The organism is Paraburkholderia acidiphila (genome assembly GCF_009789655.1).
In the GTDB taxonomy this organism is placed as follows: Bacteria; Pseudomonadota; Gammaproteobacteria; order Burkholderiales; family Burkholderiaceae; genus Paraburkholderia; species Paraburkholderia acidiphila.
This window is the reverse complement of sequence record NZ_CP046912.1, coordinates 899,601-913,593: the sequence shown is the minus strand read 5'-3', so window position 1 is coordinate 913,593 and position 13,993 is coordinate 899,601. Positions and strand designations below refer to the sequence as shown.

Below are 13,993 nucleotides of genomic sequence, written 5' to 3'. Positions count from 1 at the left end.
CCTCAGGTGTGGTTTTGCTGCGTGTGTAATGCCGAATGGATGCGCTTAGTGGCCAAAGGCCTCGACTTCGACGTGTCTGCCAAGCAGGAACGCGTCCGCCACGAGGCGCAGCGGGCGCACGTCCACGTCGTCGGTGCCGTGGGCGATCAACCAGTGAAAACGCTCATAGAGCGCGGAATATTCCCGCTCCGCTTCGAGCGCGACCGGCTCGCCCGCAATCGCGAGACGCTTGCCGCCTTCCGCGATCGAGAGCAAACCGTCCGTTGTCTCCACATCGATTTCCCATTGTTCGACCGGGCCGTGGCGCCAGTCGAACTCGGCGCGCACGGGCACGCCGTCGGTGTCGATGCAGTCGAGTTCCGCGGCAATCGGCGTCGCGCAGTCGCTCGGCACGTGCAGCGTCGCGCCCTGTAGCAGCACTTCGCGCGGCAGGATGCGCGTGACGATGGAAAGCGCGTTGATGCCCGGATCGAATACGCCCAGGCCGCCCGGTTCCCAGATCCACTGTTGGCCCGGGTGCCAGCGGCGCACGTCTTCCTTCCAGCGCACGTGCACGGCGCGGATGGTGCGCTCGGCGAGCCATGCGCGCGCGGGTTCCACGGCGCTCGCGCAGCGCGAATGCCACGTGGTGAACAGCGTGCGCCCGCGCTTTTGCGCGAGTTCGCGCAGCGCCTCGACTTCGCTCACGCTCGCGCCCGGCGGCTTTTCGAGCATCACATGCTTGCCCGCTTCGAGCGCGGCGCGCGCCTGCGCGTAACGCACCTGCGGCGGCGCGCACAGCGACACGGCGTCGAGGTCGGACTCGGCGGCCAGCAGCGCGCCGATATCCTTGTAATTGCGCACGTTCTCCACTTCCGCATTGCGGCTCGCGCTCGCGACGAGTTCGAAGCCCGGATTGCCCGCGATAGCAGGCAGATGCTGGTCGCGCGCAATCTTGCCCACGCCGACGATGCCCAACGTATAGGACGCTTTCATGACGTATCTCCGCCCCTTCGTTTCAGGGAAATTATTTATTCTGGATGACGAATGATTTATTTGCCCCAGCGCAGCACGAGCGGATCGAGGCGTCGCGCAATCTCGATCAATTCGGCGCGTGTCGCGGGATTCATCGCGGGCAGCGGGTGGCGCGGCAGCTCGCACTCGATCACGCCGCCTTCCTTCATCAGCGACTTGCAGGCAAGCAGGCCCGCCTGGCGGTTCTCGTGATTGATGAGCGGCAGCCACTTCTGATAGAGCGCGAATGCGTCGTCGGTGCGGCCTTCGCGATGGGCTTCGATAATCGGGCGAATGCCGTCCGGAAAGCCGCCGCCCGTCATCGAACCGGTCGCGCCGGCGTTGAGATCGGCGAGCAGCGTGATCGCTTCTTCGCCGTCCCACGGGCCCTCGGCGGCTTCGCCCGCCAGCTTGATCAGCTCGCGCAGCTTGTTCGCGGCGCCCGGCGTTTCGATCTTGAAGTACGACACCTGCTCGATCTCGCGCGCCATGCGCGCGAGGAACGCGGCGGTGAGCACCGTGCCGCTCGCGGGCGCGTCCTGAATCATGATCGGAATGTCGATCGCGTCGGACACGCGCGCGTAGAAGTCGTAGATCTGCTGCTCGGGCACGCGGAACGTCGCGCCGTGATACGGCGGCATGAGCATCACCATCGCCGCGCCCTGCTCCTGCGCACGCTTGCTGCGTGCGGCGGCGATCGAGGTGCCGTAGTGCGTGGTCGTCACGATCACGGGCACGCGCCCCGCCACGTGCTCGAGCACGGTGCGCGTGATGAGTTCGCGTTCGTCGTCGGAGAGCGAGAACTGCTCCGAGAAGTTCGCGAGAATGCACAGGCCATCCGAGCCCGCGTCGATCATGAAATCGACGGCACGCTTCTGGCTTGCCAGATCCAGTTCGCCGGTTTCGGTGAACGTGGTCGGCACGACGGGGAAAATGCCCCGATAGCGGGGCGTACGGCTCGTAGTCATGTCTTCAGTCCTGCTTGAGAAAGGGTGTCAGGCCGCGCCATCACGATTCGCTCGCCAGCGCTTGCGTGCCGCCTTGGGGCGTGCGCAGCACCGCGCGCACGGCGAACGTCACGAGCACCGCGAACACCAGCGTGGCCGCGAGAAAGTAAAGCCCGGCCGCCAGGCTGCCCGTTGCGTCCTTGATGAGCCCGATGCCATAGGGGCCGAGATAGCCGCCGAGATTCGCGAGCGAGTTGATTGTCGCGATGCCCACAGCCGCGCTCGCGCCGGTGAGGAACTCGCCGGGCAGCGCCCAAACCACGGCCTGAATCGAGTAGATCGAGAAAGCGGTCAGGCAGATGAACAGCAATTGCAGCGCCGGCGCGTGAAACCACGCGCTCGCGGCCATCGTCAGCGCCGCGACGCCCGAGACCACGGCGATGTGGCCGTAGCGTTCGCGATGCTTGTCCGAATGGCGCGGCACGCTCAGCAAGCCCACCACCGCGAACAGATACGGCACCGCGGAAAGCAGGCCCGCCGTGGAGTCGCTCACGCCGAACGCCTTGATAATGGTAGGCAACCAGAGCGACAAACCATAGATGCACAGCGGAAACGGCAGAAACAGCAGCGCCAGCAGCAGCACGCGGCGGTCCTTGAGCGCGCCGAACGGGTTGCGGTGCGTGTCGAGCTTGTAGGCGCGCTGGTCGGCGGCGAGTTCGCGCTCGATCCAGCGGCGCTCGGTGTCGTCCAGCCAGCGCGCGTGCGCGGGCGACTCGGGCAGCAGGCGCAGCGTGGGAATGCACAGCAGCACGGCGGGCAGGCCGCTCACGACGAAGAGCGTCTGCCAGTTCGACATGCCGAAAAAGCCGTGCGTTTCGAGCAGCGCGCCCGCAATCGGCCCGGTGACGATGCCAGCGATGGGCTGCGCGAGCACCAGCAAGCCGATCACGCGCGCGCGGTGGCGCATCGGAAACCACTGCGTGAGGAAATACAGAATGCCCGGATAGAGCCCCGCCTCCGCCGCGCCCAGCAAAAAGCGCAGCGCGTAGAAGCTTTTCGGGCCGACCACGAGCGCCATGAGCATCGTGATCACGCCCCACGTGAACAGAATGCGCGCGAACCATACGCGTGCGCCGAAGCGCGCGAGCGCGAGATTGCTCGGCACTTCGCAGAGGAAATAGCCGATGAAGAAGAGACCGGCGCCGAGGCCATAGGCGGCGTCGGAAAGGCCCACAGCCGCATTCATGTGCAGCTTCGCGAAGCCGACCACGGTGCGGTCGACGTACGCCACCACGTAGATCAGCGCGAGGAATGGCAGGAGCCGGCGCGCGATATGGCCGACGATGTGCTTTTCCTCGCTGCTGGCGCTTGCCAGCGCGGCGGGGCTATCGTGTTGCAGCACCTGCGGGTTTGTCATCGTGTCTCCAGACTGCGTATTTTTCTCGCCGGTGCGCCCTGCTTCAATGCACCAACCGCTCAGTGCGAATGCCGCGGCACGCCTGCCCCGCGCTTGCCCACGAGGAAGTCGAGATCGCAACCTTCGTCGGCCTGCAGCACGTGATCGACATAGAGGCGCGCGTAGCCGCCCTTGCCCAGTTGCTCCGCCACGCCAGGCGCCGCCGCCGGATCGACATCGCTCAAGCGGCGCGCGAGTTCCTCGTCGCTGATGTCCAGATGCAGGCGCCCCGATTCGCAATCGAGCTCGATCCAGTCGCCGTTGCGCACGGCCGCGAGCGGGCCGCCGGCCGCCGCTTCGGGCGCCACGTGCAAGACCACCGTGCCGTAGGCGGTGCCGCTCATGCGCGCATCCGAAATGCGCACCATGTCCTTCACGCCCTGGCGCAGCAGCTTGGGCGGCAGCCCCATGTTGCCGACCTCGGCCATGCCGGGGTAGCCGCGCGGGCCGCAGTTCTTCATCACGAGGATGGAGTCCTTGTCGACGTCGAGCGACTCGTCGCCGATGGTCACCTTGTAGTGGTCGAAGTTCTCGAACACCACGGCGCGGCCGCGATGCTTGAGCAGCTCGGGCGTCGCCGCCGAAGGCTTGAGCACCGCGCCGCGCGGCGCGAGATTGCCGCGCAGGATACAGATGCCGCCGTCAGCGATCAATGGGTTGTCGAGTCGACGAATCACTTCGTCGTTGTAGTTGGGCGCTTCGCGCACGTTGTCCCACATGGACTTGCCGTTCACGGTGAGCGCATCGGGATGCGGCAGCAGGTTCGCTTCGCCAAGCCGGCGCAGCACCGCCGGCAGCCCGCCCGCGTAATAGAACTCTTCCATCAGGAAGCGGCCCGACGGCTGAAGGTCGACGATGGTCGGCGTGCCGCGGCCAACGCGCTGCCAGTCTTCGAGTTCGAGGTCCACGCCGATGCGGCCAGCAATCGCCTTCAGGTGGATCACGGCGTTGGTCGAGCCGCCAATGGCCGCGTTCGTGCGAATGGCGTTCTCGAACGCCTCGCGCGTGAGGATCTTCGAGAGCTTCAGGTCTTCCAGCGCCATCTGCACGATGCGGATGCCCGACATGTGCGCGAGCACGTAGCGGCGCGCATCCACCGCCGGAATCGCGGCGTTGTGCGGCAGCGAAACGCCCAGCGACTCGGCCATGCAGGCCATCGTCGAGGCGGTGCCCATGGTATTGCAGGTGCCCGCCGAGCGCGACATGCCCGCTTCGGCGGAAAGGAACTGGTGCAGATCGATCTCGCCCGCCTTCAGCTCTTCGTGCAGCCGCCACACCACCGTGCCCGAGCCGATGTCGCGTCCTTCGTGCTTGCCGTTGAGCATCGGCCCGCCCGTCACGACGATGGCGGGCACGTCCACGCTTGCGGCGCCCATCAGGAGTGCGGGCGTGGTCTTGTCGCAGCCGCACAGCAGCACGACGGCGTCGATGGGGTTGCCGCGAATCGCCTCTTCCACGTCCATGGAAGCGAGATTGCGCGTGAGCATGGCCGAGGGACGCAGGTTCGATTCGCCGTTCGAGAACACCGGGAACTCGACCGGGAAGCCACCGGCTTCATAAATGCCGCGCTTCACGTGCTCCGCGAGCTTGCGGAAATGCGCGTTGCAGGGCGTGAGTTCCGACCACGTGTTGCAGATGCCGATGATCGGGCGACCATCGAATTCGTGATCGGGAATGCCCTGATTTTTCATCCAGCTTCGGTACATGAAGCCGTTCTTGTCCGTGGTGCCGAACCACTGTTGGGAGCGCAGTTTGGGTTTGGTATCCGACATCGTGTTCGTCTTGTGGAGCAGGGAGTTCGCCGGTGAAGCCGGGCGATGGATTCGGCACAGTCTAGGGAGAAGTCTGATAACCTTCTAATGAAAAAATGGATGCTTCCGATATCGAAATCGGCATTGGTATAAACACCTAAAACTATTTGGGAAATCAGGTGGAGACATGCTCGATACGAGCCCCTGGTACGTGCGCACGCGGCTGAAAACGCGGCAATTGCTCCTCGTCGTGGCACTGGCCGAGGAAGGCAACATTCACCGCGCGGCGGCGGCGCTGAACATGACGCAGCCCGCCGCGTCGAAGCTCCTGCGCGAACTCGAGGACATGCTCGGCGCGGTGCTGTTCGAGCGCATGCCGCGCGGCATGCGGCCCACACTGTACGGCGACGCCCTGATCCGCCACGCGCGCGCCGTGCTCGGCAGCCTCGACCAGGCACAGGAGGAACTGAGCGCGCTCAAGGCGGGGCGCCTTGGCCACGTCGCGGTGGGCGCGATCACTTCTCCTGGGGTGCGCGTGCTGCCGGCCGCCGTCGCGGCGGTCAAGCGCACCCATGCCAACCTGCGCGTATCCGTGGAGATCGACGCCAGCAACGTGCTGCTCGAACATCTGGCGCAAGACAAGCTCGACGTGGTGCTGGGTCGCCTTTCCGCCGAGCACGACAAGCTCCAGTTGCGCTACGAGCCGCTCGCGGGCGAGCCGGTATGCGCCGTGGTTCGGCCGGGGCATCCGATGCTCGGGCAGGCGGCGGATGCAGCCCAACCGATCGCGCTCGCCGATATCGCGCGCGCCACGTGGGTCGTGCCGCCCGTTGGCAGCGTGCTGCGGCATCGCTTCGAGCTGATGTTCCAGCGCGCGAGCCTCGCGCCCCCTTCGAACGTGGTGGAAACGCCCGCGCTGCTCTTCATTACGCGCGTGCTGGAGCAAAGCGACATGATCGCCGTGCTCACCGAGGACGTGGCGCACTACTACGCGGCGCACGGCATGGTCGCGATCCTGCCCGTGCCGATGGATTGCCAGATGGACGACTTCGGCATCATCACGCGCGCGGACCGCCTGTTCACGCCCGCGGCGAGCGTGATGATCGAGGCGTTGCGGCAAGTGAGCGCCGACATTTACGGGGCCCACAGCCGTGAGTCAGGCGCGCGATAATCGTGCGACGAAACCCGCCACGGAGGACCGCAGCATGCCCGCCAGCCAGACCGCCGCTCCCGACAGCACCGCCATTCGCGTCGCGCTGTGGCGCGCGCTGCACGTCCAGGTCGACGACGCGCCCTATGTGCTCGAAGACGAAACCGGCATGCAGATCGCCGCGCCCGAATCGAACTGGCGCGAGCGGCCCGACATGCACCCTGAGGGCACGCGCGGGTATCGTGCTTCGATCGTCGGGCGCGCGCGCTTTGTCGAGGACCTCGTGGCCGAACAGACCGCAAAAGGTCTCGCGCAACAGTACGCGATTCTCGGAGCGGGACTCGACACGTTCGCGCAGCGTCGCCCCGAGATCGCCTCGCGCCTGCACGTGTACGAAGTGGACAAGCCGGGCACGCAAGCGTGGAAACGTCAGCGGCTCATGGAGCTAGGGTTTCGCGAGCAGGACTGGCTGCGTTTCGTGCCGGTGGATTTCGAAGCCGGCGAGACATGGTGGGAACGGCTCGCGGCGGCCGGGTTCGATGCAGCGAGCCCGGCGGTGATCGCGTCGACGGGCGTCTCGATGTATCTCACGCGCGAAGCGAACCTCGCGACGCTGCGGCAGATCGCGCAGCTCGCACCGGGCTCGACGCTCGTCATGACTTTCCTTTTGCCGCTCAAACTCATCGACGAGCCCGAGCGCTCGCAGCATGCCGCCGTGTATGAGCGTGCGAGGGCGGCGGGCACGCCGTTCGTGAGCTTCTTCTCCCCCGACGAGATGCTTGCGCTCGCACACGAGGCGGGCTTGCGCGACGCGCGCCATGTTTCGACCGCAGACCTCACTGCACGTTACTTCGCAAGCCGTAGCGATGGCTTGAGGCCGGCGAGCGGCGAGTCGATTCTCGTGGGGACGGTTTGAAGGACGTTTGAAGGGTCTGCGATCCACTTCCAGTCGTTGCACCCGCAACTTACTGAGCAGATATAATTCCCCGCGAATCAAGAAGGCCGCCACCAGCAGCAGCCGAAAAGAGAAACCACAAGAAAGCAAGGCGCATGAATAAGCGCCCCGGGGAACAAAATGACAAGGAAGTGTCGGGACACGCTCCCGCGCGGCGCTGCGGCCTGCGCGGCTCCAACGCAAATCGCATCGAATCGGCCAGGCAGGCCATCACCATCCGGTTACAACGCATGCCGTGCAACAACGCGCGCCGGCCTCGCGCGCGCGGCATGGCTCGCTCGCGCGCTCGCGGCCATCCTGCTGGCTGGCGCACGCTCGCGGCGCGCGCTGGCTGCCCGCTTCGGCGTGGCGTTGCTCATGACGTTCGCACTGCCAGGACTCGCGTCGGCAGCGGCACCGCCCTCGGTCACGTCAATCAACCCGACCTCAGGGCCAACGGGCGGCGGCACCTCGGTGACCATCACCGGCACGAGTTTCACGGGTGCATCAGCCGTCTATTTTGGCGGGACGGCCGCGACTTCGTTTACCGTTGTTTCTGCGACGCAGATCGTCGCCATGTCGCCGGCCGCGGCCGCGGGCACGGTCGACATCACCGTGACCACGACGCTCGGCACAAGCACGACCGGCCCCGGTGACCAGTTCGCCTACATTGCCGCGCCCACCGCCGGCGCGGTCAACCTTACCGTCGCCTACGGCAGCCAGAGCAATCCGGTCACGCTGAATCTGGGCGGCGGCGCAGCGACCAGCGTCGCCGTGGCGAGCGCGGCAAGCCACGGCACGGCAACCGCAAGCGGAACGTCGATCACCTATACGCCGCAGAGCGGCTACGCGGGAACGGACTCGTTTACGTACACAGCGAGCAACGACAGCGGAACCTCGGCAAGCGCCACGGTGGTCGTTACAATTACGCCGCCCACGCTGTCGATCTCGCCGGCCGGGCTGACGGCGCCCACGGTGGGCACGGCCTACAGCCAGACGATCGTCGCTGGCGGCGGTTACGCGCCCTACACCTATTCGATCGTGTCCGGATCGCTGCCGGCCGGCTTGACGCTCAATGCGAGCACGGGCGTGCTGTCCGGCACGCCGACTGCCGCCGGCCCAGCGTCGTTCATGGTGGCGGCCAAGGACAGCAGTACGGGGACGGGTCCGTTTACGGGAACGCTGAACTACGCAGTGACCGTCAATCCATCCCCGCTGACGCTGACGCCATCCACGCTCCCCGCGGGGACTTACGGCACGCCTTACATGCAGACGCTGACGGCCAGCGGCGGCGCGGCGCCCTACACCTATGCGGTGGTCGCAGGCACGTTGCCGCCCGGACTGTTGTTGACTTCGAGCGGCGTGCTAATCGGCACGCCGACCGCCACGGGCACCGCCAATTTCACGGTGCAGGCGACCGCCAGCAACGCGCTGGTCGGCAGCCAGAGCTATTCGCTGACCATCAACAGCATCGCGCCGGTGGCAGGCGCGGTTACGGCGAATGTCGCGTACAACAGCAGCGGCGGCAATACCATTGCGCTGAATCTCTCGGGCGGCACGGCGGCCAGCGTGGCGGTCGTCGCCGCGCCGAGTCACGGGACTGCCGTCGCAAGCGGGACGTCGATCACCTATACGCCGGCAACCGGCTACAGCGGACCGGACTCGTTCACGTACACGGCGACCAACAGCGGCGGCACGTCGGCGCCCGCCACCGTGACCATCACGGTCGGCGCGCCGACGCTTTCGATCACGCCGGCCACGCTGACCGCGCCCACGGTGGGCGTCGCCTACAGCCAGACGCTGACGGCCAGCGGCGGCAACGCGCCCTATACGTACTCCGTCGCAGCGGGCGCACTGCCGGCGGGACTGAGCCTCAATGCCGCCACGGGCGTACTCTCGGGCACCCCGGCCGCGGCCGGCACGTCGTCGTTCACGGTCGCGGCGAAAGATAGCAGCACCGGCACCGGCGCCGTCACGGCGCAACGCGCCTACACGCTCACGGTCAATGCGTCGACGGCCGTGCCCGCCGCGCCCGCCGTCACGGTCACGACACAGTCGAATGCCGCCGTGACGATCCACGCGACAGCCAGTGCGAGCGGCGGCCCGTTCACGGCGGTGGCCATCGCCTCGGCACCGAAGACGGGGACGGCCGTCGTCAACGGACTCGACATCGTCTATACGCCCGCGAGCACCTCCTCGGGTGAAGTCGGCTTCACCTACACGATTGCGAATAGCGCGGGCGTTTCGGCCCCCATCGCCGTGACGGTGACGGTCAACGCCGTGCCGGTCGCGCTGGCCCAGCGCCAGGTCAGCACGTCCGCTACGCAGTCCGTCAGCGTCGACATCACCGACGGCGCGACGGGCGGCCCGTTCATGGGCGCGGCGATCATCTCGGTGAGCCCGGCGGCGGCAGGCACGGCAAGCATCGTCGGCGGCGCCAACGGCAGCGTCATGGCCAGGGCCGCCGTCGCGTCGCAATCCGGCGCGCTCGCCGTGAGGTTCGTACCGGCCGCGGCCTTCGCCGGCACCGCCACGATCACCTACACGCTGAGCAATGCGATCGCGACGTCGGCGCCTGGCGTTCTGCTCGTGACAGTCGCGGCGCGCCCCGATCCCTCGACCGATCCCGACGTGGTCGGCTTGATCGACGCCCAGGTCGAGGCCGCGCGCCGCTTCGCGAACGCGCAGATCGCGAACTACAGCCGGCGGCTCGAGCGTCTGCACGGAACGGGTCACGCGCCATCGAGCAACGATCTCTCGGTGGCGCTGCCAGGCAAGGCGCCCAGCGCGGGCGCGCAGTGCGAGGATGCCGCATCGCCGACCTTGCGCGACGCCTGTGTGCGAGCCAATCAGGCGCTCGAAGCGTCGTCGTCCAGTTCGAACGATTCGGGCCGCCCGGGCCACTCCGGGCTCGCGGCCGACGGACGAGACCGCGCCGCCAACGCTGCGTCCGACCTCGCATTCTGGAGTGCGGGCTCGGTCGACTTCGGCATGAACTACGCCGGCAATCAGCGCTCGGGCTTTCGCTTCACGACGCCGGGTGTCACCGCGGGCATGGACTACCGCATCTCCGAACACTTTTCGATTGGCGCGGGCTTCGGCTACGGCCACGATTCCAGCGACATCGGCAGCGACGGCACGAAGAGCACGGGCGACAGCTACAGCTTTGCGCTCTATGGGAGCTACCGGCCGCAGCCATCGCTCTTCGTCGACGGCATTGCCGGTTTCGGCACGCTCAGCTTCAACTCCCGCCGCTGGGACACGGGCGCCGGCGACTTCGCGAGCGGCCAGCGCGATGGCCGGCAGAAGTTCGCCTCGCTCGCGGCGGGATACGAGCACCGCAGCAACACGTGGCTGATTTCCCCCTACGGACGCATTGCCTACGCAGATGCAACGCTCGATCAGTACAGCGAAAGCGGTGCGGGTATCGATTCGCTCACGTATTTCGGGCAAACGGTCACGACCGTGTCGGGCGCGCTGGGACTGCGCGCCGAGTATGCTCAAGCGACGCGGTGGGGCGTGCTGCTGCCGTACGCACGTGTCGAGTATCAGCACGATTTCAACGGCCAGGGCACGGCGTCTCTCGCCTACGCGGACCTCGCTGGCGCGGGACCGGCTTACTTCGTCTCGACCGTGCCCTCCAGCCAGAACCGGATGCAGGTCGAAGTCGGCTCGAGATTCCAGATGCGCAGCATCACGTTCGGGCTCGACTACAGCGTCATGTTCGGCAACAACAGCTTCATGCAGGGCGTGAGGCTGTCTGTCTCGGCGCCATGGTGAGGCCGTCTGGGGGTGAGCGGGAAGGGGCGGCGGGCTGTGATACCCGGGTCAACAACCGCCTTGTGGCACGCGCCCCCTCTTCAGCGTGCCCTCAGCCACGCTTGCGCGGCGCCGCCGAAGTCAGCGCGAGGGCCGCGCGCTCGACGGCGTCGGCGATCCGCTTCGACAGCGCCGGATCCGGCACCGCCCGCGCCAGCGTGACGCCGCCCGACAACATCGCAAGCAGCGCGATCGCCTTGTCGTCGCGCGCCGCGCCGGCTTCGTCGGGCAGCCCCGCCGAGACCTCCTCGATCAAGCGGCGCAACGCCGCCTCATAGGCATCGCGTGTCTCGGCGTCCGCGCGCACCATCTCGGGCGAAAAGCTCGGCAGCGCGCAGCTCTCGCCGATGTCGCACGTGCGCTTTGGGCCCAGATAGAGCCCGATGAACGTCTTGAGCCAGCGTTTGCCATCGCCCGCCCTCAGGTCGGCAACGGTGAGCCGCAATTGCTCCATGCCAGCCAGAACCACCGTACGGAACGCCTCGCTCTTCGACTTGAAGTGCCCGTAAAACGCGCCGTTGGTCACGCCCGCCTCTTTGGTCAGGCCGTCGATGCCGGAACCGCCGTAGCCGTCGCGCCGGAACAGGCGGCTCGCTGCATCGACGATACGTTTGCGGGTTTCGGTCTTGTGCTCGGCAGAGTAACGCATCGGATCTCGCATTCGGAGCGATCGCTCTTTTTTCTTGCTTAAAGAGCAATCAGTGTCTATACATAGAGAGCAGTTGCTACATATATACCACTAACCGCTCTCACCGACACATGAGGATCTGCCATGCCGATTACGCTGACCGTTTCCGAAGGCGTGCTGTCCACGAACGCCGAAGCCCCTACCTTCGCCGCCTTGACGCAGGCGCTGTTGAGCGTCGCGCAGCTCGAAGGCAACACGTTCATGACACCCAATGTGATCGGGACACTGAACGTTATCCCGGCCGCGCGCGTGTTCTCGGCCGGCAAGCCTGCCGCCGCGGCGTTCGTCGAACTCACGCTGCCGCAAATCGCGCTTGCGACGCCCGAGGCCAAACAGGCGTTCACCGAAAAAGCGACCGCGATCCTCGAACAGGCTGCCGGTGGCCGCCTTACGCGGGATCACATCTGGACCAACATCGTCTATGCGGCGGATGGCTCGTGGGGAATCGCGGGTCGCGCACACAGCAACGCGGATCTTGTCGAGGCGATCCAGGAAGCGGCGATCGGATAAAGCGCGCGCTCGCGCGCGGCCGTCCGGTACGGATGCGATTGGCCGGGCGGCCCCAAACGGCCATCACGCATTCAATGCGTCTTTTCTGTGCGCGGCCGCACATTCCTATGCGCTCGACTGCAGACAGTATGTTCTGCACTATCGAGCCAGCTGTCTGCGCCAAGCCCGGTTGCGAGGCGTCCCAGATTTGTTGTGCCGGCGCTTCCGCTGACGTCACCAACTCCGTTCGGAGGATCCGCGATGACCGCAGACGCATCCACTCTTGAGCCAATCACCATTGGCGGCCTGACGGTGCGCTATCTCATCGACGGATCCGCCACAGAGGGCATGGGCGTCTTCGAGTTGACAATCGCCCCGGGAGCGAACGTACCGCCACCACATAGCCACACCCACAATGAAGAATGCATATACGCCCTGGAGGGGCTCATCCGCTATTGCGTTGACGGTGTTGTGAGGGATCTGGCGCCGGGTCAGTGGATGCATACACCCAAGGGCTCCGTCCATGCGTTCAGCAACCCTCATCAGGCCATTGCCAAGGCACTCGTCGTCCTTACCCCTGATCTTGGTGCGCGATACTTTCTGGATGTACAGGCAGTGGTGAATGCCGGCGGCCCGCCTGACCGCCAGAAGTTGCTGGCAGTCATGTCCGCCTACGGGCTCGTTCCTGGCGCTCCGGTCCCACCCGCCCAACAATCGGTTGAAGAGAATACGCCTGCGTCGCAAGCACGCCCCTTGACCTGAGCGTTGAATGGCAGCCTTCCACTTTGACGAAAGGCAGATCACGGCCCGCTGTCGTCAGCAACAACCGTTACCTGGACAGTCCAGCCATTCCGAAGACCCAAATCCGCCTTCACTCCGCAATACGTTTGAAACTGGCGTAGTAGTCTTCGGTGTAGTAGCAGTCGCTAATCTGCTTGCGCGGACCACCACACACGATCCGGCGCTGTCCGCGATCCGTCGCGCCAGGAGTGCGCACCGTATATGTATGGTAGTAGCCGCGCGGATGCTTCGAAAGCAACGCGGCACTGTTGCGGAACAACACCCCGTCGTCCGCATACGGGAAGGGGCCGCCTGCTTTGATCAGCCGTAGCGTCTCGGTTGCTTCCGCCGGCAACTGTGTCTTGGTGATGGTGCCCAGCGCGCCCGCTACTTGCGCGCCTGATGCCGCGGGTGTGCCACTCGCGCCTTGCGCTGGCTGACCCGGCGCCTGGCTTGCGGACGCGCCCGATGCCTCGGTGGCGTTTCGCGAACTTTCCTTGCCGCATCCGCAGAGGATCGCGCTCAAGGCAACGATGCAGGGGAAAGCCCACGCTCTCTTCACGAAACGGTTCTCCTCTCGTTGATCGGAACTCGACAACCAGGATAGACGTAAAGGTAGCGCTAATAGCGCAGCGAATCAATGTTCGGAAGGAAACTGGCACCCGGCACGTGAGAATGAACAACGGCCGCTTACACCCGTTCCGATGTAAGCGGCCTGGACCTGCAATGAAATAATGCTGGATGACGTGCTACTTCAACTACGTGTTGCTCTGCACTTCAACTACGGATTTCCCTGCACTCCTCATCGATTCAACAGCACGGTACTTCGACAATAACCCAACAAGCTCTGCCAGATATGACTACTGCTGAGGGACTGCGGTACTGCAACAGGTACACGGTATGGTCCAACTCGGCCGCAGGAGGGGAATCCTGGGATGGAGCCAACGCCTCGCTCCATGAAAACCAGTGTAGACGTAGACGACGAA

11 protein-coding genes are annotated in these 13,993 nt (G+C 65.7%); 5 read left to right on the top strand and 6 right to left on the bottom strand.

Annotated elements, in window-relative coordinates; all coding sequences use genetic code 11:
• Positions 1–45 precede the first annotated feature (45 nt).
• The 4 genes from FAZ97_RS34315 to FAZ97_RS34300 are packed head-to-tail and all read right to left on the bottom strand — an operon-like array spanning position 46 to position 5,168.
• Positions 46–975 (bottom strand): Gfo/Idh/MocA family protein, encoded by a 930-nt coding sequence (locus FAZ97_RS34315; protein ID WP_158763178.1) that lies wholly within the window; start codon positions 973–975, stop codon positions 46–48.
• Between the two features lie 56 nt (positions 976–1,031).
• A complete protein-coding gene (locus FAZ97_RS34310) occupies positions 1,032–1,961 on the bottom strand; it encodes a dihydrodipicolinate synthase family protein (RefSeq protein ID WP_158763177.1) in 930 nt (309 codons plus the stop codon).
• Between the two features lie 40 nt (positions 1,962–2,001).
• Complete coding sequence (locus tag FAZ97_RS34305) at positions 2,002–3,357, bottom strand: MFS transporter (RefSeq protein ID WP_158763176.1); 1,356 nt, start codon at positions 3,355–3,357, stop codon at positions 2,002–2,004.
• A gap of 59 nt (positions 3,358–3,416) precedes the next feature.
• The gene (locus FAZ97_RS34300; protein WP_158763175.1) at positions 3,417–5,168 is read right to left on the bottom strand and encodes an IlvD/Edd family dehydratase; all 1,752 of its coding nucleotides are present in this window, start codon (positions 5,166–5,168) and stop codon (positions 3,417–3,419) included.
• Between the two features lie 166 nt (positions 5,169–5,334).
• Between FAZ97_RS34300 and FAZ97_RS34295 the strand changes: the two genes are divergently transcribed.
• From FAZ97_RS34295 to FAZ97_RS34285, 3 genes are all read left to right on the top strand, one after another.
• Complete coding sequence (locus FAZ97_RS34295) at positions 5,335–6,318, top strand: LysR substrate-binding domain-containing protein (RefSeq protein ID WP_158763174.1); 984 nt, start codon at positions 5,335–5,337, stop codon at positions 6,316–6,318.
• A gap of 34 nt (positions 6,319–6,352) precedes the next feature.
• On the top strand, positions 6,353–7,213 hold the full coding sequence (locus tag FAZ97_RS34290) for a class I SAM-dependent methyltransferase (protein ID WP_158763173.1): 861 nt from the start codon (positions 6,353–6,355) through the stop codon (positions 7,211–7,213).
• 396 nt (positions 7,214–7,609) lie between these two features.
• Positions 7,610–11,011, top strand: a complete 3,402-nt coding sequence (locus FAZ97_RS34285; RefSeq protein ID WP_233271958.1) for an autotransporter domain-containing protein — start codon at positions 7,610–7,612, stop codon at positions 11,009–11,011.
• A gap of 91 nt (positions 11,012–11,102) precedes the next feature.
• On the opposite strand, the gene FAZ97_RS34280 is transcribed toward FAZ97_RS34285, so the two are convergent.
• Positions 11,103–11,699, bottom strand: a complete 597-nt coding sequence (locus FAZ97_RS34280; protein WP_158763171.1) for a TetR/AcrR family transcriptional regulator — start codon at positions 11,697–11,699, stop codon at positions 11,103–11,105.
• 123 nt (positions 11,700–11,822) lie between these two features.
• Here FAZ97_RS34280 and FAZ97_RS34275 point away from each other — a divergent pair, with 123 nt between their 5' ends.
• Together FAZ97_RS34275 and FAZ97_RS34270 are read left to right on the top strand one after the other, a co-directional pair.
• Entirely contained in the window at positions 11,823–12,248 is a 426-nt protein-coding gene (locus tag FAZ97_RS34275) for a tautomerase family protein (protein ID WP_158763170.1), read from the top strand.
• 240 nt (positions 12,249–12,488) lie between these two features.
• Positions 12,489–12,989 carry a cupin domain-containing protein gene (locus FAZ97_RS34270; protein ID WP_158763169.1) on the top strand — a complete coding sequence of 167 codons (501 nt, stop codon included), beginning with the start codon at positions 12,489–12,491 and terminating at the stop codon, positions 12,987–12,989.
• A gap of 109 nt (positions 12,990–13,098) precedes the next feature.
• On the opposite strand, the gene FAZ97_RS34265 is transcribed toward FAZ97_RS34270, so the two are convergent.
• On the bottom strand, positions 13,099–13,569 hold the full coding sequence (locus FAZ97_RS34265; protein WP_158763168.1) for a ribonuclease: 471 nt from the start codon (positions 13,567–13,569) through the stop codon (positions 13,099–13,101).
• Between the last annotated feature and the right edge of the window lie 424 nt (positions 13,570–13,993).

What these genes read in the sequence shown, in the direction of transcription:
- FAZ97_RS34315 (WP_158763178.1), bottom strand. Translation starts at nt 975, where the DNA reads ATGAAAGCGTCCTATACGTTGGGCATCGTCGGCGTGGGCAAGATTGCG.
- FAZ97_RS34310 (WP_158763177.1), bottom strand. Translation starts at nt 1,961, where the DNA reads ATGACTACGAGCCGTACGCCCCGCTATCGGGGCATTTTCCCCGTCGTG.
- FAZ97_RS34305 (WP_158763176.1), bottom strand. Translation starts at nt 3,357, where the DNA reads ATGACAAACCCGCAGGTGCTGCAACACGATAGCCCCGCCGCGCTGGCA.
- FAZ97_RS34300 (WP_158763175.1), bottom strand. Translation starts at nt 5,168, where the DNA reads ATGTCGGATACCAAACCCAAACTGCGCTCCCAACAGTGGTTCGGCACC.
- FAZ97_RS34295 (WP_158763174.1), top strand. Translation starts at nt 5,335, where the DNA reads ATGCTCGATACGAGCCCCTGGTACGTGCGCACGCGGCTGAAAACGCGG.
- FAZ97_RS34290 (WP_158763173.1), top strand. Translation starts at nt 6,353, where the DNA reads ATGCCCGCCAGCCAGACCGCCGCTCCCGACAGCACCGCCATTCGCGTC.
- FAZ97_RS34285 (WP_233271958.1), top strand. Translation starts at nt 7,610, where the DNA reads ATGACGTTCGCACTGCCAGGACTCGCGTCGGCAGCGGCACCGCCCTCG.
- FAZ97_RS34280 (WP_158763171.1), bottom strand. Translation starts at nt 11,699, where the DNA reads ATGCGTTACTCTGCCGAGCACAAGACCGAAACCCGCAAACGTATCGTC.
- FAZ97_RS34275 (WP_158763170.1), top strand. Translation starts at nt 11,823, where the DNA reads ATGCCGATTACGCTGACCGTTTCCGAAGGCGTGCTGTCCACGAACGCC.
- FAZ97_RS34270 (WP_158763169.1), top strand. Translation starts at nt 12,489, where the DNA reads ATGACCGCAGACGCATCCACTCTTGAGCCAATCACCATTGGCGGCCTG.